Here is a 21,357-nt window from a genome sequence, read left to right as displayed (position 1 = left end):
ACAGTAACCGCACACGGTACCGGATCAGGATACGGAATTGCCGGACGGGTTGTTTCCTATGAGCAGGTTCCTGCACGTTGTCGCCGTTCCTGAAGCGGTTGCCACCGCAGTCGGGATGGCACCGGATCCTGTAACTGAAGATATTCCGGCAGATCATGCACCGGGACGCGTACTCTGTGCAGATGTGATTGCCGGGGAGGACATTCCCGGCTTCGACCGGTCCATCGTGGACGGATTTGCGGTCCGGGCAGAAGACACGGCCGGGTCCAGCGAATCGGTCCCTGCACTCCTCCGGTGTGCGGGGAGGGTTGCCATGGGACACGCAGCTGCAGGGTTTTCGGTCGCAAACGGCGGCTGTGTGTACATCCCGACCGGTGGTGTCCTCCCGAAGGGGGCCAACGCGGTTGTCATGGTGGAAAACACGGAGGAAACCGGCGATATGGTGCTGGTAAAGCGCCCCGTCTCCTACGGTGAGAACATCCTGCTGCATGACGATGATTACCGGCGCGGGGCGGTCGTGCTCCCGGCCGGCCGCAGGCTCTCCCCGCGGGATGCCGGTGTGCTCGCCGCCTGTGGGAGGACTTCGGTTATCGTCTCAAAGAAACCGGTGGTAGGGATCATTTCTACGGGCAACGAACTCGTGCCGGTGACGGCCACCCCCGGGCCGGGTCAGGTACGGGATGCCAATGCCTCCATGCTTGCGGCATACCTCCGCGAGTACGGGTGCACCCCAAAGTTCTACGGGATTGTGCCCGATGAACACGAGGCGTTCGAAACCGTTATTTCCCGGGCACTGCCGGAATGCGATGTGCTCCTCCTGTCGGGAGGGAGTTCCAAGGATGACCGGGATATGACTGCCCGCGTCGTTGCCGGCAGGGGCGAAGTGCTGGTCCATGGGATCGCGATCGCGCCCGGTAAACCGACCATTATCGGCAGGATCGATGGAAAACCCGTCTTCGGGCTGCCCGGGCACCCGGCCTCGGCATTTGTTGTTTTCATTGTTATCGTCTGCCCGCTTCTCGACCGGATGCTTGGCCAGACGAAGGCTTTACTGCATACCACAAGGGCCACGCTGGGCGATAATATCCCCTCACAGAAGGGCCGCGAGGAGTATTTCCGGGTCCGGCTGGTAAACGGGACAGCCCAGCCGGTCTTTGGCAAGGCAGGGCTGCTCAACACCCTTGTCGCAAGCGACGGGCTGGTCCGTATCCCGTCCGGGTGCGAAGGGCTGGAACTGGGTAGCGAGGTGGATGTGATCCTGTGGTAAAGCAATGCGTTACAGCCACCCGGTGACGTGCAGGGTCTGCGGTCCATGAATTCCCCGTTCTTTCGACTAAAAAAAATTCCTCTTGATGCAGCACCCGGCCGGATCACGGCCATTCCCATCATCAGTAAAGACCCGGCCCAGATCCACCCGGCCGCCAGGGACGGCCTCCCGGTCTTCAGTCACGGGACGGCGGGCTTTCCCGGACAGCAGTCGGTCGCCCTCATTCGCATCATTTACGTAACCCGCGCGGGCGGAACATCTCCATAACAAGCTGTTTTTTCTGGATCCGCTGATGATGGTATAAGTAATACGGAAGTCCTGCCATGATGCACTACCCTCCTGCCGGGAATGTATGCCGTGCCATCTGCCTCGTGCTGCTCGCCATTGCATTTGGTATTCCCTGCGCAACAGCGATAACCCTCACGCCCGGAAGTACAGCGATCACCACCATATCACAGGGAGATCCGGTCTATATCCAGGGCATCGCCACCGGCCACCCCCAGGTGGGGCTCCAGATCTGGTTTATCGGGTATAATTTTGTCAAAGTCTCGACCGTTCAGGTCAATAATGACAACACCTACGAGTACGAGCTCCAGAAATCCGATACGGCAAACCTCGCGGCCGGGGAGTACGTTGTGCTGATCCAGCACCCGATGGAGAACGGCCGGTTCGATGTAGTTTATGATGTTTCTTCCGGAATGGTAACAAATGTCCAGACGAGTAAACCGATTTTCCAGATCACCGGCAGCGGAAGCCTCCAGAGTACTGGTGCCGTCACCGCGCTGATGAACGCAATCGGAAGCCAGAATATCGACGACACCTTTGCCATCGTCACATTTTATGTCAGCCAGCCTGCAACAACCATCAACCCGATCGGTGACCTGCAGCAGGGAGAAAATATCACCATCAACGGGACCACCAACCTGGCTGCAGGCGACAACCTCATGGTATCTGTTACGTCTGCCTCGTTTACCCCGACCCCCAAAACAGAGTCCTCCGGAGTTTCCGGTGCCGGCGGCATGGTCACGGTGATGCCCGGCAGTGGCGGCCAGAACACCTGGTCCTTTACTGCGGACACTTCGACGTTTGCGCCGGGTGATTACCTGGTGACGGTTTCCGGTGTCCTGCAGCCTGTGACGGCATCCGCCAGGTTCACGGTCCGGTGCAGCGGTGCCGGGGACACCTGCAGCGTTCCCGGACTTGCATCGCCGGACGTCACGGCAGCGGTGACCAGGGTCACTCTGAACAGTACCACGGGCGTGCAGGTTACACCCACCGGACCGGCCACAACCGTGCTCCCTGCCACCACGCAGAGCGCACCGGTGCCGGCAGCGGTGTGCCTTGCGGGTGTCGCCGCACTTCTCCTGCTCCGCAGGCGTACCTAGAGCATCTTTTTTTACCAGCCCAGGAACAGCGTTTTTGTCTGCGTGTAGCTGTCCAGCGCGTGAAAACCGTTCTCCCGGCCGATCCCGCTCTCGTTCGTCCCACCAAAGGGCACTTCGGGAGGTATGGTGAGATGGCGGTTCACCCAGATGATCCCGGCGTTTACACGCCGGTATACCTCTTTTACTGTCGAGATATCCCGGGTCCAGACTGATGCACCAAGACCGTACCGCGAACGGTTTGCCTCCCGGATTGCTGCGCCGAGATCGGGCACGGTCATTACCGGCAGTACCGGCCCGAAGACCTCGTTTTTAAGGAGTGCTGCATCGGGCACCACATCCGTTACCAGGGTCGGCTGGTAGAAGAACCCGTGCCCGTATGCCGGTCCCGTTTTCGGGCTGCCACCGGTACTGATGGTCCCTTCCTCCCGGTCGGTCACCTCGTTGACCTGCGAACTGATGCGTTCGAACTGCGCCCGGTTGTTCAGCGGGCCCATGTCCGTGGCCGGCAGGAGCCCGTTTCCGAGGGTCAGGCGTTCAACTTTGGCGGTGAGCAGGCGCATGAACTCTTCTGCGATCTTCTCGTGCAGGTACAGCCGTTTGACCGCAGTGCAGACCTGGCCGGCGTTGTAGAACCGGCCACGGAGTGCCCCGTCAACTGCTTTGGGGATATCTGCGTCGGCCATCACCATCATGGGGTCGGATCCGCCCAGTTCCAGCGTGAGGGTCTTGAGATGGTCCTTTGCCATCTCCCGTATCCTCTGGCCGGTTGCACAGTCGCCGGTAAAGGAAATCTTTCTTACCCGGGGGTGTTTTACCAGCGCCGCCCCGGCCGTCTCTCCTTTGCCGGTCACGACATTGAGTACCCCGGACGGGAGGCCTGCTTCCTGCAGCAGCCATGCAATACGAAGATTCGTGAGAGGAGCCGTCGACGCCGGCTTGAGGACGAGGGTATTTCCTGCAAGGAGTGCCGGCCCCAGTTTCCATCCCATGATGATCACGGGCATGTTCCAGGGGATGATCGCCCCGCAGACTCCCAGCGGGAACCTGGTCACCAGGCAATCCCCGGCCTTACCCAGGTGCACGGCCTCCCCGGCGGGCTGCCCGGCAATGGATGCATAGTATTCGAGGATATTTGCGCATCCCCTCACCTCGTCGATGGATTCCCTGAGCGGTTTCCCCTGTTCCCGGGTAAGGAGCTGTGCAAGATCATTATGATCCCTTCGCACCAGTTCTGCAGCACGGGAGAGGATAAGACCCCGATCCCTCGTGGTCTTTTCCGACCAGGTGCCAAAGGCTGCATCCGCTGATTCAACCGCCGCATTCACGTCAGTATCCGAACCACGGGGGACGGCATCTATACGTTCACCCGTCGCCGGGTTTATCACGTCGATACGGGCTTCGTCCGTGGCCGGGACAGCAGTCCCGTTGATGAGCATATCCATGGTGTCTCGTCCCCGAGACCCTCAGGTCTCATGGTTCTTTCTTTCGTATTCCTATAAAGAAGCACCGGCAGATCCAACAGAAGGGAGGTTAAATAAGGCCGGACGGGCTGCCGGCCCGTCCGATCTCCGGACCGGCAGGTTCCGCAGGCATGCGGCATACCCTGCCGGTCTGCGTGGTGTCATACGGGCCCCGTCGCATGAGCGCCGCTTTGAACTCCTGTCCTCTCACCAGCGCCAGTAAGTGGGCGATCAACGGATCGTCGAGCATGGGACAATGCAGGGCCAGTTCATACTGCTCGTCGGCGACCCGGACAAAGCAGAGCCCGCGTGCCTCCGCCGCCTGCCTGCTGCAGATGCCGGCATCGGCCTGCCCGGCCTCGACTGCGGCAGCCACCGCCGCAGACGATCCGACTTCGAAGGTGATCCCCGGTAATCTCTTCGGGTCGAGGTTACTGTCTGACAGCAGCGCATCAAAAATGGTAGGGGAAAAGAGATCCCTGCGCACCGTTACCCAGCGGAGCCTGTCCAGTGCATCAGGGGAGACGGGCTCCCTGGATGCGATTCCCTGCTCGATCCCGGCGATGTGGATCCATGCAAGATCCCTCATCCCCTGCAGGGATCGGACAAATCCGGACGCTGACTGACGTGAAGGTTCCGGGATCATCATGGGAGCTGCATGGCAGGAATTCCGCCTGAGGGACAGCAGCCCCCCGGTGTTCCCGGTATTACCGGCATGGATGTACAGTCCTTCATCCCGCGCGAGATTCCCGAGTTCTTCAAGCGCCGGATCCATAACTCCCGAGAGCAGGATAGTCCGTTGTATGGTTGCAGGATCGGTGGTCAGAAAGACGTCCAGTTTATGGCCCGCCTCAAATCCTTCAACAGGTGCCGGGATATGGGCATAGCCGTTTGCGCGGACCGTTGCCATCTGAACCACCGGGCCCCGTGACTGTGCCATGCCCCAGTACTGCCTGCCGACCCGGCCCACCGAGACTGGTAAAAACTCGTCGAAGCCGAGATCGGAACTGACCGGGGTTGCGAGCCTTACGGGGACCGGGAATTTCTGGGCCGGTGCAAGCCCCCACTCTTCAAGGAGGGTGCCGGCAAATTCACGTATGACCGTCTGGGCTGCAAGAGGGTAGCCGGGCAGGCCTATCACCGGTTTACCCCCGATCACTCCAAGCATCATCGGCTTACCGGGCTTGACGGCGACGCCATGGAAGAGCAGCGTCCCGAGCGATGAGATCACCTCTGCGGTGAAATCGCGTGTACCGGCCGAAGATCCGGCAGAGATGAGCACAAGGTCGTTTGCCGCTGCTGCGGAGCGGAGCGCCTCCCGGATCAGGTCCTTGTCGTCGCAGGTGATGGGCAGCCGGGTACAGTGCGCACCCATTGCATCGAGGTACACCTGTGCCATAATCGTGTTACTCTCGACGACCTGCCCCGGCCCCGGCCGGACACCAAGGGGTACCAGTTCCGATCCCGTCGGAATGATCCCGACATGGACCGTTCTGACTTCAAGGCAGGTAATGCCGTACGTGGCGAGTGCGCCGATATCGAATGCCCGGATCAGGTGTCCCCGGGGAAGGACCAGCCGGCCTTTCTGGATATCCTCACCGGCCGGCCGTATATGCTGGCCGGGTGCTGCGGCCTTGCGGATCCGGAACGCATCGCCATCCTCCACCGTGTCTTCGATCATGATCACGGCATCGTATCCCGGGGGAATGACATTCCCGGTGTTGACCCGGGCAAAATCCCGCAGGGTGAGCGCAGCCTGGTCGCCAGCACCAAGGGTATCCCGGCTTTTTACTGCAATGCCGTCCATGGCGGCCAGACTGACCTCGGGTACGGTACAGGGTGCATATACCGGTGCTGCCACGACACGCCCGAGGGATGCGGTAACCGGGATGGTTTCCCTGCGATCCGGCACGGGAAATGAAGTTTTAAGGAGATGCAGGGCGTTTTCGAGAGAGCAGAGCGAAAGGTATCTTTTTACCATATCGTCTCACCCGGTCGCCTACGTTTCCCAGAATTCGTGCACCATCACCGCCAGCACCTGTCCTTGTAGTGAATCACCACTATGCCTTTACCGGACAGGACTATTAATTAAAATAATTTATCCTTACGATCCCCAATAAATGATTCGATAGGGTCCGTAATTCCGAAGAACCGATGGTGAAAAAACGAGACCGGCCCTGATGGTTGTCTCAGATTGTCCTCATACAGCCCGAAGACGCTGCAGCCTCTGCGACTGCCCGCGCCACAGCACGGGTAACGTTCTTGTCAAGGATACTGGGCAGGATGTGCGTACGGCGGGGATTTTTGACGCAAGCCGCAATCGCATGGGCGGCAGCGATTTTCATTTCATCGGAGATACAGGTGGCACAGGCATCGAGAGCCCCCCGGAATATACCCGGGAACGCAAGCACATTGTTGATCTGGTTGGGAAAATCGCTGCGGCCGGTACCGACCACTGCCGCCCCGGCCTCGGTTGCCGCGTCGGGCCAGATCTCCGGCACCGGGTTTGCCATGGCAAAGACAATGGGATTGGCGTTCATCGACCGGATCATCTCCTGCGTGATAATACCGGGAGCCGAGACACCGATGACGGCATCCGCCCCTTTCAATGCGTCGGCAAGTGAGCCGGTCCGGCCTGCATGATTGGTCTCCTCGGCGAGGATGAACTTATACTTGTTCCGGTAGAGTCCCTCGCGCCGGCGGTGGATGATCCCCCGGGTGTCGCAGACCGTGATCTCGTGGACCATGGTGCAGACCAGCGGGTCGTACCCGATGCACTTGAGGAGCCGGCTGATGGAGTAGCCTGCCGCCCCGGCACCGCAGACCACGATATTGAGATCTTCGAACGTCCGCCCGGTTACCCGGCAGGCATTCAGCAGTGCCGCAAGCACGACCACCGCGGTGCCGTGCTGGTCGTCATGCATGACCGGTATCCCGATATCCTGCAGTGCATCCTCGACTTCGAAACATTTCGGGGCCGCGATATCTTCGAGATTGATCCCCCCGAAGACCGGTGCGATATTTTTCACCTGGTCGACAAAGTCGGTCTCGTAACTCTCAAAGCAGATGGGAAACGCATCGATCCCGGCGAACTCCTTGAAGAGGATCGCCTTGCCCTCCATCACCGGGATGGCGGCATTCCCGCCGATGTTCCCGAGACCGAGAACGGCCGACCCATCGGTTACGATCGCGATGGTGTTTGCCTTGAGGGTGTAGCGGTACGCCAGGTTCCGGTCCTGTGCAATCCTGCGGCAGACTTCGGCAACGCCCGGCGTATATGCACGGGACAGGTCGTAGCTGTTTCTGAGAGGGACCTTGGACCGGATCTCCAGTTTTCCGCGGTGCCGTGCGTGGAGCATGAGGGATTCCCGGTAGATCTCGTCGCGGTCGGCAATATTCTGCATATCCACCCTGCCTGTACGAGAAGAGCGCAGTGAACCGTAATGAACCTTCTCCACCCGGAACCGCGAGGCCTCCCGCATCTGGTTTCGTTTTTTTACCAGGGATATGGGGCCACGGGCCGTTCCCTGAAACTCCGGATAAAGTTACATTTTAATACATCAATGAACAAAATTATACATTGAGGTATCATCAGAATTACCTTTCCCGCTAACGGCCGCGGCGCATCCTTATGTCCCGCGCAGGCCTGTGTTTAGTACTGATGTGATGTCCTATGAAGTCAAAAGATATTGCCATAGTCGGAATCCTCCTTGCTGTCGGTGCGATCCTGCGGTATTTCCTCGCGATGCTCCACACGCCGCTCACGCCCAACATGATCATCGCCTTTTACTGTCTTGCAATCATCCTGATCCAGCCTAAAGTGTACGAAGCGCTCGGGATCGGCATCGTTGCCGGTGTCCTGTCGATGCTGATCTCAAGTTCGATGTTTCCCCCGGCAAACCTTATCAGCGAACCGCTGGGCGCACTGGCCTGCTTTGGCCTCTACGCGCTCCTTAAATCCCGGACCCGCTTTGCCCCGACAGCGACCACCTTTATAGCGACCCTGGTGAGCGGGTTCTCGTTTGCCGCGATCGCGATCCTCAGTATCGGCGCGACCATCCTTGCAAAGTACAACGGCAACCTCGGGAACTTCGTGATCGTTTTTGTGCCGATCGTGGTCATAACGGCCGTGTTTAATGCAATCATCGTCCAGATCCTCTACCTCCCCTCAAGCAGGGTACTGGTGAGAGGGCAGGAATGATCGAGCTCAAAGACGTCAGTTATACCTACCCTCATACGGTGCAGGAAGCGCTGCACCATTTATCCCTCGTGCTGGATACCGGCCGGTGCATTATGATTACCGGACCCTCCGGCGCCGGGAAGACCACCCTCTGCCTCGCCGCGTGCGGCATCCTCGCCCACGAGTACGGCGGGAAAAAGGCGGGAACAGTCACAATCAACGGCAGGAATGTAGCGGATTATGCCGGGCTTTCCGATATCGCAAGAAACGTCGGGATCGTTTTCGACGACCCCGAGGCGCAGATGATCTTCACGACGGTCGAGGAGGAGATTCTCTCCGCGCTCGAGTACCGGGGCCTTCCTCCCGGCGAGATCGAAACACGTCTCGCCTCGATCATGGAGGTCACCTCCCTTTCGGCGTTAAAGGACCGTTCCCCGCATACGCTCTCCGGGGGCCAGAAACAGCGTGTCGCCCTTGCGGCGACGCTCGCACTGGGTAACGACGTCCTGATCCTGGACGAACCGACTTCGGAGCTTGACGAGCATGCGACCCGGCGGATCGTGGAAATCCTGTCCGATCTCAAGCGCCGGGGGAAAACCCTCCTTATAGTCGAGCACAAATACGCGCATTTCCGGGAGATTATCGACACCCTCGTCGTCATGGAACATGGCGCAGTCTCGGCCATCGGTGCACCGGATGATGTGCTGAAAGATGAGCGGATCAAACGGATGGTGATCCCGGACTTCACCGGTATCGGGAGCGGTGCATCAGCTTTGGCACCGGCCCCCGCTGCCGGTGCAGCGCCAGTCCCGGCAATATCGGTCCGGGACGTCTCGTACTCCTACGATGGCGTCCCGGCGCTGCATGACGTCAGCATCGCGATCGGGGCCGGCGAATTCGTTGCCATTGTCGGGGAGAATGGTTCCGGCAAGACAACGCTTGTGAAGCAGTTCAACCGGCTGCTTACTCCGACCGGTGGCGATATTGTCATAAACGGGAAAAATACCCGGGACTGTACGATTGCCGAACTGGCCCGGGATGTCGGCCTGGTGTTCCAGAACCCGGATCACATGTTCTTTGCCGACACGGTAAAAGACGAGATCGCGTTCGGGCTTACAAACCTCGGGATCGGAAACAAGGATGCCGTCATCGATGCGGCGCTGGACGAGGCCGGGCTTCTGCACGCAAAGACGCTCTACCCCCGCTGGCTCTCACGGGGGGAGCGGCAGCGCCTTGCCATCGCCTGCGTGGTTGCCATGCAGCCTGCGATTATTGTTCTTGACGAACCTACGACCGGCCTTGACGGGGATGAGGCCCGGCTTGTCATGGAGATCCTCAAAAAACACCAGCAGAAAGGGCATACGATCGTTGTCATCACCCATAACCGGGATATCGCGCAGTACTGCGCAGACCGCATGATCACCATGGACGAGGGACGTATCGTCTCGGATACGGGCGGGTGAGCATATGTCCGAGATCCTGCAATATGTCCACAAGGACGGTTTCTTCCACCGGCTCCATCCGTTTACGAAGATCCTCTTTATCATCGTCGTGAGTATCATATGCGTGCTTGCCACGGGCATCCCCTTTCTCATTGTGATGGTTGCAGCCCTGCTCGCCATCGCGTACATCAGCCATCTCCACCGCGAGGTGATCCGGCAGCTCAGGCTGGTTCTCCTCATGAGCGTCGTGTTTGTCATCATCACGGTGCTCACGATGCCAAACGGCACTACGCTCGGTCACCTGATCCCGCAGGGAATCCCGCTCATCGGGGGTACGATCCCGATCACGGACGGGGCAGTCGCGATCGGCCTGATCCTCGCGCTCCGGTTCATGGTGCTGATCTTCGCGTTCCAGCTCTTTTTGATCTCGACCCAGCCCCGCGACCTCGTCCACGCAATGGAAAAACTGCATATGCCGGTCGATTACATCCTGATGTTTGTCATCGCGCTCCGGTTCATCCCGACCCTCCAGATCGAAGGCAAACGGATCCACGAGGCACAGCTTGCCCGGGGCTATAACCCGGGAACCGGGTTGCTCGGCAAGATCCGGAGTGTCGCACCCATTGTCGTCCCGCTGGTCTCCAATGCACTCCTGCGCTCGACCGTGCTTGGCCTGACTATCGATATGCGGGGCTACCGGACGGGGACCCGGACGCACGTGCGGGAACGCAGATTCTGCGGCAGGGATTATGCGATGATGAGCGGACTTATCATCGTAACTGCGGGTTTTGTGGTGCTTGCGACCTTCGCGTCCGGCCTGATCTTCTAAAAAAAAGTCCTTTTTCCCTGCCGGGTGCAAGGGTCGTTAGCCAAAGGCGTGAAGAAAAATCCTTTGTTGATCGTATTAAAAAAAAGATCCGGAAAAAGAAGAACGCCTCGGCCGGGATTCGAACCCGGGTCAAAAGCTCCGGAGGCTTCTAGGATATCCACTACCCTACCGAGGCACGTTTACCTTAACTAATCTTATGTGCATCCATATAAATGCGGGGGATCGCCGGGGTATCAGAGGTTTTTTACCTGGTAGAGGTGCCAGATCTTGCAGGCACCCTCATGGCTGACCATGCAGGGCCCGACCGGGGTCCGGGGCGTGCAGACCTTCCCGAAGAGTTTGCAGTCGGTCGGCTGGGCAATGCCCCGGAGGACCCGGTCGCAGATGCAGGCCGAGTGCTTGCTCACCTTTTTGTAGACGAGGCCAAATTTTTTCTGTGCGTCGTACTGTTCGAATTCCTTTTTAAGCCGGAGCCCTGACTGCGGGATGACCGGAAAGCCCCGCCACTCCACATCGCAGGGCTCAAAGACCTCGTACATGATCTTCTTTGCCTTGACGTTTCCTTCCCGGGACACCGCACGGGGGTACGCGTTGTCGACCCGGTGCTTTCCTTCCCTGACCTGCTCGACAAGCATCAGGAGGCCCAGCAGGATATCCTCAGCCTCGAAACCGGCGACCACCTGCGGGACCGGAAACTGTTCGTACTCTTCGTACCCCATCACCGTGCAGACATGGCCCGGGAGGACGAAACCGTCGAGTTTTGCTTCGCCCTGTTCGAGCAGCCACTTCATTGCCGGGGGAACGATCCGGTGGCATGAGAGGATGGAAAAGTTTTCCGGGGGGCGCGAGAGAATGGATGCGGCAATGGTCGGGGCGGTCGTCTCAAAGCCAACCGAAATAAAGACGACTTCATTATCCGTCTTTCCTGCGATCTCGACTGCCTTGTGGATCCCCTGCACGATCCGGACATCCCCTCCGCAGGACTCCAGGGATCCTTTCGAGCCGGGCACCCGGAGGAGGTCGCCGTAGGTGGCGATAATGCAGTCCTTTTCCACGAGATCGAGTGCGGCATCGATCTCGCCCTGCGGCGTGATACAGACCGGGCAGCCGGGGCCCATGACGATCTTCAGCTGCGGCGGCAGGATGCTCCGGAGGCCCGAGCGGGCAATCGCTGCCTCATGGGTCCCGCAGATGTGCATAAAAGTCATATCCCGGTCCACCAGCCCGCGGAGTGTCTCTGCAATCTCGCTTCCCGTCGTCATGGTATCTCATACCTATTTACCGCCCTGTAACATAAGTATACGTGTATGGACGATAACCTGTTCTTCGCCATCCTGACCATTATCGCCGGTCTCATCGTGGCGGGAATCGCGCGTATTATCGTGCGGTGGCTGGAAAAATTTGCCGAAACCACCGAGACAAAATGGGACGACATCATCGTCGCTGCGATCGGCACGCCGGTACAGGTGGGTATTGTCGCGATCTCGGTCTACGTCGCCCTGAAATTCTTTAACATTGTCCCGGCGCAGTATGCATGGCTTCTCTCGGACAAGGTGCTCAACACAATCTATATTCTGCTCGGGACCTGGATCGCATCCACCCTCCTTCATGATATTGTCCGTATCTACGGAAGGGCCCTCGCCGAGAAGACTGAAGGCGATGCCGACGACCGCCTTGTCGGGCTCCTTGAACTGGCGATACGGTACGTAGTCTGGTTTGCCGGGATCATGCTGATCCTCGTCAACCTTGAGATCAACATCACCCCCTTCCTCGCCGGTGCCGGTATCGCTGGCCTCGCATTTGCGCTCGCCGCCCAGGACCTGATCTCCAATTTCTTTGGCGGGGCGATCATCCATGTCGACAAGCCGTTCAAGATTGGCGACCGGATTGAGGTGGATTCCTTCTACGGGGACGTGACCGTCATCGGCACACGGAGCACCCGGATCAGGACGATTGACGGGAAGATAGTGACCATCCCCAACAACAAGATCACCTCGAGCATCGTCGTCAATTACTCGGAACCCGCCCCGAAACTGCGGTACACCATCCCCATGACCGTTGCGTACGGGAGCGATGTTGCCCGGGTAAAAGAGATCCTTTTTGAAATTGTTGCCGATGCGATGAAGAATACGGAGTACTTCGTCGAAGATCCGGCGCCAAAGATCTTTTTCCAGGAGTTCGGGGATTCGAGCCTGAAGCTGGTGATCTACGTGTGGGCACGGGCCTACAATATCCCGGACGAGGTAAAAGATGCGATCAATATCCGGATCGCACAACGGTTCGCGGCAGAAGGCATCGAGATCCCGTTCCCGCAGCTCGATGTGCACATGAGGAAATAATCTTTTTTTGGATTGTATAAGACCGGGGAAACCGGCCTCCTCGTGTGAACAATTGAAAACAAGAGAATTATGATGCCTCCCCGCCTCAGGCTCCTCCGGGGCACGGCGGCGTTCATCGTTACGAAGAATGGTTATAGTTTTGGTCTGACCTGCCCCGGTTTATTCCCGTTTCTCCGGGAGCCCTTCTCTCACTCCGGATTTCCCGGTCTTACAGCCCACTCTCTTCCGGTCTCCCGGATCCGGATCACTATCTTTATTGGCCGCCGCCCGTACAGTCTCCTTCTGATGTTAGGCATCTCGACCCTCTGTCTCCTTGGCGAACCCCTCCCGGAGGCGCTCGCGAAGCTCGCGGGGATCACCGGTTCCGTTGAGGTGATGGACGAAGGGCTCCACCGGCTTGAGACTGCCGAACCGCTCCTCTCCCATTCCTGCACCTTCTCCATCCATGCACCCTGCCGGGGGACGAACCTCGCAAGCCTGCTGGAGCCGATCCGCCGGGCGAGCGTTACCGTGATGGCGGAGTGCTTTGCCATCGCGGCGGAGGTGAATGCACCGGTCGTGGTGCACCCCGGTTATTTCGCGTGGCCGGAGGAGCGGGAGCAATCAGAGCTACAGCTGAAGCGGTCGCTTGCGGATCTTTCCTGCGCCGCACGGGAATACTCGGTGCAGTATACGGTGGAGAACATGGGCAACTGGGAGTATTTCCTGCTCAAGACCCCGGCCGAGCTCCCGCTTATCGAAGGATGCGGCTTCACGCTCGACGTGGGGCATGCACACCAGAACCACTGCCTCGGACCATTCCTCGCCAGGCCCGCACAACACTACCACCTGCACGACAACGACTCCCGCGAGGACTCGCACTGGGCGGTGGGAAAGGGAACGATCGATTTTGCGGCCGTGATGACAGCGGTCAGGAAGAGCGGCGGTACTCCAATGATTGAGGTGGCGGATTTCGACGGCGCAGTCGAGAGCCTGCACCGGCTTGGGAAGATGCTGTAACCGGTGCCGGTCTTTGGTAAATGGACTGGAATCCGGTGCATTTTATTCGGGAAATCCGGAGGTTTCCGCAATATTTTATAAGGTAAACCTACAATGTATCTAGGCAACCTGCCTGTGTGGCTCAGCCGGTAGAGTACTTCCTTGGTAAGGAAGAGGTCGCGAGTTCGAATCTCGCCACAGGCTCTTGTTTTAGTATTTTTTCGGAAAAATCCCGTGTTGGCATTTTTGAAAAATATGCAGGCGCGATGGCGTACCCGGATTTTTTTTATTTCAACGCAAGCATGGGGGGCTCGCTTTCAGAAATGCACATGAACGAACGTACATCAAAAAGGTACGATGGCCCTCCGTATCAGGCCCCTCCGGGACACAGCGGGGCAAAAGAGTTTTTCAATTGCTTTTTTTAGTTATATCCGCAGCGGGGGTGTCCCTTCCGGGGCTGCGGCACTCATCGCAATGGGAAATAAAAAATGCGCCCGCCCTTTCATTCTATCGTGATTATCCGGTTTTCATGGTTCGGGTGTGAACCGGCCCGGTTTATTTTTGTGTTACAGAACCAAAAAAAATTCAAATTGACCGTATTATGCTTCTGTCTTCTCCGGTTTCTTATATTTTTCAACGAGCGTGATCTCGGAGATACCCTCGATCAGCTCAAAGCCTTCGTGGATGATACGGCCGCGCCACAGGAGCCAGCGCCTGTCGTAGTTGATCCCTGCCGGAAGGGTGACTGTCGCCTTTTTGTCATCGAGGGTAACTTCCATATCTTTTCCGGCATAGAGCCGGATGAGCCCCCTGATCTGCTCCAGCGGGTCGGTTACGATCTCCTCGATCTTGTAGTGGTAGGTCAGTGTCTGGCCGGCAAGCGCCGCGTTGAAATCGACGATTACCCGGGAACCGATCACATCGACGACTACACCTTCTCCCTGTTCTTCGACATTGATCCGCATCCCGCGGACCGGCTTGTCCTTGAACTTGCTTTTCTGGTACGACTGGACCTTTTTCGGGTCGCGTTCGCTGAATGCTTTCTCCGGCGGGACAGTTATGTCAGCTTCTGCACCGGCGTCCTTGCCGACAAGTTCCTCGTCCAGCCCGGTAATAACGTGCTTCTGGCCGACGCATATGGTGACCGGCCCGTAGATTGCCGTCGGGCTGTGGATATCGGCCGTCTTTGCCGCATCTTCATCCGTGGTATCGAAAACAATACCATTTGCGCTGCCGGTATAACTGAGTTTAACAAAATCTCCTTCTTTTATCGCCATACATCACCTGACTATATTAAATCGCAACAATGACAGATAAAAGTGTAGCACGACAATGCTCGAAATAGAACTCAAAGTAAGGGTGGATTCCCTTGATCTCCTCCGGCAGAACCTTAAGGACCGGCACGCGGAGTTCCTGGGACAGCAGCACGAACACGATATCTATTACAATGCCCCGCACCGCGATTTCGGATCGACCGACGAAGCCCTGCGTGTCCGGTACACAAAAGACCATGCGGTGATCACGTACAAGGGAAAGAAGCTGCCTGAGCTCGGGCTCAAGGCACGCGAAGAGCTCAATACGGCGGTGGAATCCGGGGAGGTTTTCGAAGCGATCCTCGACAGGCTCGGGTTTACCAAAACGGCCGAAGTGAACAAGTGGCGGGAGAATTACCGATTAGAGAACGCCTCGTTTGCACTCGACAGGGTCGAAGGGCTCGGAACCTTTGCCGAGATCGAGATCATGGCTGAGGACAACGGCGCAGATGCAACCGGAACAATCATAAAACTTGCAAAAGAGATGGGGATTTCCGGCGAGCCTATCCTCGCCTCGTATCTCGAACTGCTCCTTGCTACACGGTGAGCAGTTCGATTTTGATGTCTTTTGCCTCGTTCCCGAAATGGAGCATGGCGCAATAGCCATCCATGGCGGGACCGGGGTTTACAATTTTTACACCGTCGATTTCCTTGACACCGCGCTGCTCGTGGATATGGGCGCAGCAGACAAGGTCAAAGTCCTTTATATGGCGGCGGATGCTCTGGCTGCCCACATGTTCGCCGTTGATAAGATCGAGCGTATCGAACGGCGGGGCATGGGTGACAAGGACATTGTGGACCGTCCTCTCCATTTTTGCCATTCCCTGGTGGAGCAGATCATCGATCTGCTTGTCGGTCAGCTCGAACGGTGTGTTAAACGGTGTCGGGTTGGAGCCCCCGATGCCCACGATCGTCATGGTTCCCAGATTTATCTGGGCTCCATGGAGGCAGACTGCGTCCGAATGTTCAAGCGTATCGAGGATCTCTCTGGGGTCACAGTTGCCCGGTACCGCAAAACAGGGTACGTCAATGCGTGAAAGCACATCGTCAACAGTGTCCACAGGACCCATATTGGTGATATCGCCGGCAATAAATACAGCTTCCGGATTCAATTCCAGAAATGAATCAATTTTACCGAATTGACCATGGAGATCTGCTATCAAAAGCACATCTTTCATGGTATATCATTTCAAACGCCGTCTAAAAAACCTTATCTCAGGCTCGTTCCACGAGCCGGTCAGTTTTCCCCCGAGGGCGAGATCGCCGCAGACTTTTTCTGTCTCCGAAAGAAGCGACCGCGCACGGGCTCCGGCTAGCGGCGTACCGGGGAGAGGGATAAACCGGTGGATGTGGATCCTGCCATTCCGGGCCACTTCCTGCATAGCGGTAATGGTCTCCCGCTGGTCTTCATCGGTTTCGAACGGGAACCCGACAATGAAATCGACAACAGGAATAATCCCGGCATCATGGCAGAGTTCTGCAGCCCGGATCGCTTCCGCAACCGTGTGTCCCCTGCGCAGCCGGGCGAGGACGGCATCACTACCAGACTGAGCGCCAAAGTGCAGCCTGGTATTGGTGCAGTAATCAGAGATGAGAGCCAGTGATTCCCTGCAGATAAATTCAGGCCTGACCTCGCTTGGGAACGTCCCGAAAAAGATCTCGTGGGAAAGGTTTCTTAAAAGGTGTTCGATCTTATCGAAACGGGGGTGGACGCCGTCCGAGCCATAGGCAAAGGCATTGGGGGTGACAAAGCGTGCCTGCCCGTACCGGTTTGCGTACCGGGCGATCCCGTCGATCGACCGGTGCCTCATGCAGTGCCCGAACATCTGCGGGGTCTGGCAGTAGCCGCAGGTAAAAGGGCATCCGCGGGAGATCTCCACGTACCCTTTCACTTCTGAGAACGGCGGAAAGGCATCGAGCCGGACGCTGCTCTTTACCGGCTCGTACCAGTCCACGGTGGCAACGCCGGGGATCCTGCCATCTCCTCCCGCTTCGAGACTGGCAAGCAGGCTGGGAAGCGTGTATTCTCCCTCTCCCACGATAACGTAATCCGCATTGGTGGCTACTTCCTGCCAGCAGGCTGTTGCATGCGGCCCACCCACAACAGTGATGCACTCTGCATTTGCAATCTCATCGCGGTACCGGACTTCATTGATCGAATTCAGGGAGTAGCAGGTAACATCTGATTCCGGTTGTGCGACCGGGCGCAGGTGCCAGCCGGTTGTTTCGCATGCTGCCGACAGGACGGCAAATGAATTCCGTGCTGCGGGAATTTCCCGCCAGTTTGCTTGCATGTCGTGAACAAGCCCTCACATAGTGCGAAAATCAGAATTTTGTTATATAACGCATTTTCTGTTTTGTGGGTCTTTTCAGGTCCTGAGGACATCAACAATATTATACGTCTGGCCGTTGTTCATGGTGACGGCAACCTGCACCCGATCAGCAGCACCGGTCAGTGTTCCCGGGGTACGCTCTGTCCCGGCCAGTAAAACCTGGTCGCCTTTATCGGATCCCAGCGTTTTTACCTGGGTCGACCCGTCAGCCCGCGTCAGGGTGACGGTAATCGTATTAACGTTGCCCTGCCCGGCGCCCCCGTCAAAAGTCACCGGGATAGTACCCTGGTCATTCTTTTGCCCGACAGTAACCGAAACAGCGATATTGGTGGCCATCACGTCGGTAGGGCTCGTTGTGAGGCCGGAAGCAGACGTCGTGCCGGATGCGCCGGCAGTGCTGCCCGATGAGCTGGTCTGCGAGCTGGTGCAGCCGGCGACAGCGACCGCACAACAGATAAGGAATATGATCGCAATGAATGCGCTGTCTTTCATACCAGATGATGATAAGTTGGTTTATTTGTCAGTTGCGATTGTTGGAACTATTGTACAATCAGAAAAATTTCTTAATTAGTATAGGGGATTCAACAACTGTTACCCTTTTTGCGACTGAATGCTTAGGGCATCATCGTTAAAGTAATACGTCACAAGATTTACTCTACACCTTTTAACAGAGCATCAAGGTACTACTGTAAGAGATCCAGTACATCACCTGATCTTTTTCAGCGCATCCTCTGCTGCCCGGTTGACTGCACTATCTGGGTGATGGAGCAGTTTCATGAGCGGCGTTGCGGCATTCCTGTTCCCGATCTCGCCCAGCGCCCAGATTGCAGCGTCGCGGACGACCGGTGCCCGGTCGAGGAGGGAAACGAGCGTACCGGTGGCCTGTTCGGCACGCAGGCTGCCAAGGATGAGGGCGACACGCCATGCCATCCCGTCCGACGTATCGTGCAACGCGTCGATGAGAACCGGGACCGCACCGGACAGGGGATCAGACAGGGCATCGAATGCCGCGCTCCGCACTGCCCAGTCGTCGTTATCAAGTGCACTGATGAGGAGCCGGAGGTTCCCGGCATCCGGGGCGCCTGCAAGGTTTGCAATAATCCCAAGCCTGACTGAGCGTGGTGCATGACCGAGTTCGTCCGCCCATTGCTCCAGGAGCGCCGGGTTCGCGGGAGTCGTGCGCTGCGCTGCGGGTTCCAGAACCGCAGGCTTCTTTGTGGTGGCTGCAGGAGGAATTGCATCGGCAAGGCCGAGGGCTTCTGCCCAGCTGATGACCGCCCAGCGCGCCACCTCATCTGAAAAACCGAGCTCGTCTTCCAGCCGTTTGGCCAGGAACCCTTCCGTGAGCGAAAGGGGGAGCGTGTGGCGCGGGACGAGGAGATCGGCAGTCACATGCTGGCGTACGGCGTTTGTGAGCACGAAGATCTCGCGGCTGCACTGCGGGCAGGTGTCCCGGAGCAGCCCCTCGCACCGGTTCGGATCATGGGAGACCGAAACCCCATACCGGGCTACGAGATGTGCAAGCATGGTACGGGCGGTATCGTTCATGGAAACACCCGGGAAGGCGGTATGATGGTACAGGATATGCCGTCAATGGTTATGGAGGTTTTTGGGTTGAGAGGAACAGCCCGGCCCGGGGGCACTTCGGCAGTTGAGCCATCCGGAAAAGATACAAGCCAGGAGCCTTCTGAGAGGTTCCGGATCCCTGCTGCTCCAGGGAGAGACGGGTGGGGAACTACGCGACCGACAGCCTGATACCCGTCATCCGGTCCGGCTCCGGGCATGATGTGGCGCGATCGGAGGGTTGCGCCAAGAGAGAGCGCGAGGCAGGAGTTCCCGCCCGGGCGGCGGATCAACAAAAACGGCGGCGGGGGTATCCCATTATGGCAGTGCCAACATGAAATAGGGGGGCGTGTCACATCCGTAAAATTTTCTGCATGGCAGTGCAGGCAGGGCACCAGCCGATCCCTGAGGGAAAGAAAGAGGGTCTGCCACTCTCCCTCGGTCACCCTCCGTCCAGGATTATTAAGCCCTTCGGTGAATGCCCGGATAAACATCGCTTTGAGTTCGGGAGGGCAGAGTTCCCAGCGCTCGCGTGCGATGGCGTAATCCGGGTCTTTGGGCAACTGGTTTTTCGGGTTTGCGGGGTCGAAGACAAAGACCGGGGAGATCCCGTAGACCTGTTTTTTTGCAGGGATGTCCCAGCAGTGGTAACGGTATTCCATCTCGCCATGGAAGGGGTGGTGCCAGACCCAGAGGTAGAAGAGCAGGACTGCGAGGGCATGAAGGTCGGTCTCGGTGGAGGGGTCGCTCTCCTCGCGGATCAGCTCCGGCGCCATATATTCAAGCGTTCCCCAGACCTGGCTGTGGGACTGGCGGTTGACACCGACATTATCGTTGTCGCAGATGAGCACATCGCCGGTCTTCGGGTCAAACATCAGGTTTCCCGCCGAGATGTCCCGGTAGCAGTGACCGGAGAGATGGAGCGCCCGGTAACTGTTTGCGAGCTGGTACGAGATCTCGCAGAGTGCGGAGATGCCCGGGACCGGTTTTAAATGCGCCCAGACTTCGCCAAGCTCGGCGAACCGCTGCGTGTCTATCCGGGCCATCAGGTAGCCGAATTGTTTTGCCCCGGCTGTAGTGACCAGATCGAGTGGCCAGATGAACCGTTTCCCTGCCGCCCCGTATGGCGGCCCGGTCCGGACGAGGTAGGAGATCGCCACCCTCTGATCCGGGGTTGCCTGCTCGGGCTTGTACCATTTCACGGTCTGATATCCCTGCGGACCTTCCACGAGGTAGACCTCTCCCTGCGTCCCCTCGCCAATCTTTTTTATGACGTGCAGCATTGTCCCGAGCTGCTCGGCATGGAGGCGCTGGCCCGCGGCGAGCGGCATTGTTACCAGCCCTGCCCTGCAGAAACGGGCGCATTCGCCTTCGGCCGTGGTTTGTACGGGGTTTGCTCTTCCGGGTTGATACAGGCCCATACGAGCGTCATATCGTCGCCGCTTGCAATCGCTGAAAAGCGGTCCAGCCAGCTGCCCATGGCAGCGGCCACGGCCTCGGTCCCGTACGTGCGGATGCGGTCGACCAGACTGTGGATAAAAATTGAAAACTCCTCGCTCTCCGCCCCGTTAAAGGAATCTGAGATCCCGTCGGTCGCGGCGAGAATGATGCCACCCTGCCCCCGATCAAGGGTGGCGGTTCTCCAGAGCAGGTGAGCATCGGGAGACGAGAGCGAATGAGTCTCGTTCCCCGCAAGCACGGGATCGCGCGGGAGGGGAAAATCGATGCTGCCGTCAGGCATGACCAGCAGGAGATCACCGTCGCCGATCTGGCCGACAAGGATGCTGTCATGTACTACGAGCGCAGTGATCAGGGTCGTCCCATACCGGGTAAAATTCTGGTCCTGTCCGGTTGCAGGTGATGCCGGGGCAGGAGGAAGTGTCCGCCCTCCGGCGTCCTGCACGACAAGCTCCCTCCAGTGACGGGTGGCGCGACGGGGAAAATCAGTTTTGAAACCGGCGCGGAACTGCTGGCGGGGAATGCTCCCGTCGGCATAGGAGCGGTGAAATGCGACAAGTTCCGCGATACCCGCATCCACGGCAAGGGCTGCTCCGGTCCTGCTCTGGTCGTGCCGGGGATCGCCATGACCGTCAGCAATGGCAAACGCTATGCAGGGCTGTGCCCCGGCCGATCCGCTCCAGAGTGCATAGGAGTCCTCGCAGGGCCGGCGAGCCCGTACATGGGCGGCCCCGGTCCTGCTGCACCCGAATACCCAGCCAAGGCCGGTGTCGCAGGTGCAGGAGAACTCTTCTGGCGATGGCATGATAC

19 protein-coding genes and 2 tRNA genes are annotated in these 21,357 nt (G+C 58.2%); 9 read left to right on the top strand and 12 right to left on the bottom strand.

What is annotated here, in order from left to right:
• Positions 1-58 precede the first annotated feature (58 nt).
• Both ACLQMU_RS01275 and ACLQMU_RS01270 read left to right on the top strand, forming a co-directional pair.
• Positions 59-1,267, top strand: coding sequence for a molybdopterin molybdotransferase MoeA (locus ACLQMU_RS01275; protein ID WP_422148390.1), 1,209 nt, complete (start codon positions 59-61; stop codon positions 1,265-1,267).
• 323 nt (positions 1,268-1,590) lie between these two features.
• Positions 1,591-2,652 (top strand): hypothetical protein, encoded by a 1,062-nt coding sequence (locus ACLQMU_RS01270; protein WP_424038990.1) that lies wholly within the window; start codon positions 1,591-1,593, stop codon positions 2,650-2,652.
• Between the two features lie 11 nt (positions 2,653-2,663).
• On the opposite strand, the gene ACLQMU_RS01265 is transcribed toward ACLQMU_RS01270, so the two are convergent.
• The 3 genes from ACLQMU_RS01265 to ACLQMU_RS01255 all read right to left on the bottom strand — a co-directional run bounded on the left by ACLQMU_RS01265 (position 2,664) and on the right by ACLQMU_RS01255 (position 7,516).
• On the bottom strand, positions 2,664-4,094 hold the full coding sequence (locus ACLQMU_RS01265; RefSeq protein ID WP_424038988.1) for an aldehyde dehydrogenase family protein: 1,431 nt from the start codon (positions 4,092-4,094) through the stop codon (positions 2,664-2,666).
• An 88-nt stretch (positions 4,095-4,182) separates the two neighbouring features.
• Complete coding sequence (locus ACLQMU_RS01260; RefSeq protein ID WP_422148387.1) at positions 4,183-6,093, bottom strand: substrate-binding domain-containing protein; 1,911 nt, start codon at positions 6,091-6,093, stop codon at positions 4,183-4,185.
• A gap of 208 nt (positions 6,094-6,301) precedes the next feature.
• Complete coding sequence (locus ACLQMU_RS01255) at positions 6,302-7,516, bottom strand: NAD(P)-dependent malic enzyme (RefSeq protein WP_422148386.1); 1,215 nt, start codon at positions 7,514-7,516, stop codon at positions 6,302-6,304.
• Between the two features lie 269 nt (positions 7,517-7,785).
• Here ACLQMU_RS01255 and ACLQMU_RS01250 point away from each other — a divergent pair, with 269 nt between their 5' ends.
• From ACLQMU_RS01250 to ACLQMU_RS01240, 3 genes are read left to right on the top strand one after another with little or no spacing between them, the layout of a single operon-like run.
• Positions 7,786-8,313: a tryptophan transporter gene (locus ACLQMU_RS01250; protein WP_422148385.1), complete on the top strand. Its 528-nt coding sequence runs from the start codon at positions 7,786-7,788 to the stop codon at positions 8,311-8,313.
• Positions 8,310-9,755, top strand: a complete 1,446-nt coding sequence (locus ACLQMU_RS01245) for an ABC transporter ATP-binding protein (protein WP_424038986.1) — start codon at positions 8,310-8,312, stop codon at positions 9,753-9,755. The genes ACLQMU_RS01250 and ACLQMU_RS01245 overlap by 4 nt, the downstream gene beginning before the upstream one ends.
• 4 nt (positions 9,756-9,759) lie before the next feature.
• Entirely contained in the window at positions 9,760-10,563 is an 804-nt protein-coding gene (locus ACLQMU_RS01240; RefSeq protein WP_422148383.1) for an energy-coupling factor transporter transmembrane component T family protein, read from the top strand.
• Between the two features lie 103 nt (positions 10,564-10,666).
• On the opposite strand, the gene ACLQMU_RS01235 is transcribed toward ACLQMU_RS01240, so the two are convergent.
• Both ACLQMU_RS01235 and hypD read right to left on the bottom strand, forming a co-directional pair.
• Positions 10,667-10,738, bottom strand: a tRNA-Arg gene (locus tag ACLQMU_RS01235).
• Positions 10,739-10,796: 58 nt separating this feature from the next.
• On the bottom strand, positions 10,797-11,825 hold the full coding sequence (hypD, locus tag ACLQMU_RS01230; protein WP_422148382.1) for a hydrogenase formation protein HypD: 1,029 nt from the start codon (positions 11,823-11,825) through the stop codon (positions 10,797-10,799).
• A 45-nt stretch (positions 11,826-11,870) separates the two neighbouring features.
• On the opposite strand from hypD, the gene ACLQMU_RS01225 reads away from it, so the two are divergent.
• The 3 genes from ACLQMU_RS01225 (at position 11,871) to ACLQMU_RS01215 (ending at position 14,084) form a co-directional block, all read left to right on the top strand.
• The gene (locus ACLQMU_RS01225; protein ID WP_422148381.1) at positions 11,871-12,902 is read left to right on the top strand and encodes a mechanosensitive ion channel family protein; all 1,032 of its coding nucleotides are present in this window, start codon (positions 11,871-11,873) and stop codon (positions 12,900-12,902) included.
• A 285-nt stretch (positions 12,903-13,187) separates the two neighbouring features.
• Positions 13,188-13,901 (top strand): sugar phosphate isomerase/epimerase family protein, encoded by a 714-nt coding sequence (locus tag ACLQMU_RS01220; RefSeq protein WP_424040677.1) that lies wholly within the window; start codon positions 13,188-13,190, stop codon positions 13,899-13,901.
• 110 nt (positions 13,902-14,011) lie between these two features.
• Positions 14,012-14,084, top strand: a tRNA-Thr gene (locus ACLQMU_RS01215).
• A gap of 395 nt (positions 14,085-14,479) precedes the next feature.
• On the opposite strand, the gene ACLQMU_RS01210 is transcribed toward ACLQMU_RS01215, so the two are convergent.
• Entirely contained in the window at positions 14,480-15,157 is a 678-nt protein-coding gene (locus tag ACLQMU_RS01210) for an FKBP-type peptidyl-prolyl cis-trans isomerase (protein WP_422148379.1), read from the bottom strand.
• Between the two features lie 55 nt (positions 15,158-15,212).
• On the opposite strand from ACLQMU_RS01210, the gene cyaB reads away from it, so the two are divergent.
• A complete protein-coding gene (cyaB, locus tag ACLQMU_RS01205; protein WP_424040679.1) occupies positions 15,213-15,740 on the top strand; it encodes a class IV adenylate cyclase in 528 nt (175 codons plus the stop codon).
• Here the strand turns inward: cyaB and ACLQMU_RS01200 are convergent.
• From ACLQMU_RS01200 to ACLQMU_RS01175, 6 genes are all read right to left on the bottom strand, one after another.
• Positions 15,730-16,371 (bottom strand): metallophosphoesterase family protein, encoded by a 642-nt coding sequence (locus tag ACLQMU_RS01200; protein WP_424040680.1) that lies wholly within the window; start codon positions 16,369-16,371, stop codon positions 15,730-15,732. The two genes, cyaB and ACLQMU_RS01200, sit on opposite strands and share 11 nt — an antisense overlap.
• 6 nt (positions 16,372-16,377) lie before the next feature.
• Positions 16,378-17,487, bottom strand: a complete 1,110-nt coding sequence (locus tag ACLQMU_RS01195) for a TIGR04013 family B12-binding domain/radical SAM domain-containing protein (protein ID WP_424040682.1) — start codon at positions 17,485-17,487, stop codon at positions 16,378-16,380.
• A 75-nt stretch (positions 17,488-17,562) separates the two neighbouring features.
• Entirely contained in the window at positions 17,563-18,018 is a 456-nt protein-coding gene (locus ACLQMU_RS01190) for a hypothetical protein (RefSeq protein ID WP_424040683.1), read from the bottom strand.
• A gap of 213 nt (positions 18,019-18,231) precedes the next feature.
• Positions 18,232-19,074: a HEAT repeat domain-containing protein gene (locus ACLQMU_RS01185; protein WP_443673501.1), complete on the bottom strand. Its 843-nt coding sequence runs from the start codon at positions 19,072-19,074 to the stop codon at positions 18,232-18,234.
• The gene (locus tag ACLQMU_RS01180) at positions 19,071-20,420 is read right to left on the bottom strand and encodes a protein kinase domain-containing protein (RefSeq protein WP_424039887.1); all 1,350 of its coding nucleotides are present in this window, start codon (positions 20,418-20,420) and stop codon (positions 19,071-19,073) included. Before ACLQMU_RS01180 ends, ACLQMU_RS01185 begins: the two co-directional genes overlap by 4 nt.
• Positions 20,421-20,422: 2 nt before the next feature.
• A complete protein-coding gene (locus ACLQMU_RS01175; protein ID WP_424039889.1) occupies positions 20,423-21,352 on the bottom strand; it encodes a PP2C family serine/threonine-protein phosphatase in 930 nt (309 codons plus the stop codon).
• Positions 21,353-21,357 lie beyond the last annotated feature (5 nt).

The organism is Methanoregula sp. (assembly GCF_052325125.1).
GTDB lineage: Archaea > Halobacteriota > Methanomicrobia > Methanomicrobiales > Methanospirillaceae > Methanoregula.
This window is presented reverse-complemented; position numbering and strand designations above follow the sequence as displayed.